Origin of the sequence: Nonomuraea sp. NPDC049141 (assembly GCF_040648415.1) — a bacterium.
In the GTDB taxonomy this organism is placed as follows: Bacteria; Actinomycetota; Actinomycetes; order Streptosporangiales; family Streptosporangiaceae; genus Nonomuraea.
Window position 1 is genome coordinate 1 of record NZ_JBEZDR010000260.1, and the last position, 1,171, is coordinate 1,171.

General features: G+C 73.1%; 2 protein-coding genes. Both read left to right on the top strand.

Annotation, left to right across the window (positions count from 1 at the left end; translation table 11 throughout):
• Positions 1–1,020 (top strand): alpha/beta hydrolase (locus tag AB0B91_RS66330; protein ID WP_358343319.1); only part of this gene is annotated, 1,020 nt, incomplete at its 5' end.
• Positions 1,017–1,171: tRNA (adenosine(37)-N6)-threonylcarbamoyltransferase complex ATPase subunit type 1 TsaE (locus tag AB0B91_RS66335; protein ID WP_358343321.1), on the top strand; the 155-nt coding region annotated here is incomplete at its 3' end. The genes AB0B91_RS66330 and AB0B91_RS66335, both read left to right, overlap by 4 nt.

The following is a 1,171-nucleotide window of genomic DNA, read 5'->3' on the forward strand; positions in this document are numbered from 1 at the left end:
GTCGGGGTCGCCGCCGCCGGGCTCGCGGCCGGCGTCGCCACCGAACGTGCCCTGGTCCGCAAGCTCAAGGCCGACCCCGCCGACCCTTACGCGGGCGAGGTCTTCGGCGACCAGCGGCACGACGAGTCCTTCCGGCTGGAGATGCCCGACGGCACCGACATCCACGTCGAGGTGGTGGAGCCGACCCGGCCCGTGCCCGGCAACCCGACCGTGGTGCTGGTGCACGGCTTCTGCCTCGACATGGGCACCTTCCACTTCCAGCGCAAGCTGCTCGCCGAGCGGGGCGAGCACCGGATCGTCGCGTACGACCAGCCCGGGCACGGCCGGTCCGGGCGGCTGGAGACCGGCGAGTACGACCTCACCGCGCTCGGCCGGACGCTGCGCGAGGTGATCGACCGGACCGCCCCGGAGGGGCCGCTGGTGCTGGTCGGCCACTCGATGGGTGGGATGACCATCATGGCGTTCGCCGAGCTGTTTCCGGAGCTGTTCGGCGACCGGGTCGTGGGCACCGTACTGATGGCCACCTCGGGCGGCCTGCTCGCCGAGACCAAGCTGGTGGCGCCCGCCCTGCTCGGCCGGGTCGGCGCGCCGGTGCTGCACATGGTCGGCAACGTCACCCGCTACGGCGGCCCCGTGATCGACCGGGCGCGCCGCTCCACCACCAACGTGGCCTGGCTGCTCACCCGCAAGTACGGCTTCGGCACCCGCCACCCCAGCGCGGCCCTGGTGTCGTACGTCGAGACGATGAACTCCCGCACGTCCGCCGACACGGTGACGCGCTACCTGCGGACGCTGGCCACGCACTCCCGGTTCCCGGCGCTCGCCGCGCTGGCGGACACCCCCGTGCTGGTGGTCGTCGGCGACAAGGACATGATCACCCCCGTGACGCACTCCGAGGAGATCGTCCGGCGGCTGCCGCACGCCGAGTTCGTCAAGATCTCCGACAGTGGGCACGTGGTGATGCTGGAGCACGCCGACGAGGTCGACGCGGCGCTGGTCCGGTTCCTGGAGGCGCTGTGAGTCACGTCGTGAAGCTGCCGACGGTCGAGGACACCCACGAGTTCGGGCGGCGGCTGGCCGGGCTGCTGCGCGCCGGCGACCTGCTGCTGCTGACCGGGCCGCTCGGCGCCGGCAAGACCGCGCTGACCCGGGGCATCGGGGCCGGGCTCGG